The following is a 731-nucleotide window of genomic DNA, read 5'->3' as shown; positions in this document are numbered from 1 at the left end:
TAGGTTCTAGGTACAACTAGTTAGTCGTTCTAAAAAAGGAAGGTCAATGATCTTCCTTTTTTTATGCTTGATTGTGGCTCAGGTTAGGATCATTTCGCTGTATTCACATGCTATTTCGTATACTATGGCCCGACTTACATCTTAATTTTTAATATTATCTTCATAATAATTTTAATAACACTATGCAGCCTGATTACGATACTCAACTAACCAACAAGAAATCCGAATTTAGCATCAAAGTCCTGATGCAAAAAATCCTTTCCTACTCAATTCTATGTCTTTTGTTCGTAACGATTATTTCGGGCACTAGTGAGAATATGCATGCACAGATGCTTAAGCTTGGCAGCTATTTTTGGGAGGACTACTTTATTCTTCGGGGTGATGAGCCCACTGCAGACTGTGAATATCAGTTTGATATCGAAGCCAGGTTGGATGAATTAGAACAAGAGCACCTTGCAGAAAATGAAGACTTCGATTTATTTGCGACTGAGTTTGATCGTGATTCAGCTCGTAATTCCTTAGCTAGCCAAATCAGGCTATGCCAGAAGCAGCATGCTGATGCCCAGACCTATCGAGCTCAAATGAATGTTTGGGTTCGTACTTTTAAAGATCTTGAGCACACCTTTGCTCAAGTTAGTTTGCTTGCTATTGAGAATCAAAAACTTACTTTGATATTGCTGCTGGCACTGTCTGCGTTTATCACAACATGGAAGCGTAATCATATTGCGTTT

The 731-nt window shown here is 38.6% G+C and carries 1 protein-coding gene; it reads left to right on the top strand.

The features are described from left to right. Positions 1-245: 245 nt before the first annotated feature. Positions 246-731, top strand: a 486-nt coding sequence (locus A3763_RS23975) for a hypothetical protein (protein WP_156495302.1), incomplete at its 3' end; no start/stop codon positions are given.

The sequence above is a fragment of the Oleiphilus sp. HI0128 genome (genome assembly GCF_001635365.1).
Note: the sequence above shows the minus strand (reverse complement) of the source record. Positions and strands in the feature narration are given on the sequence as shown.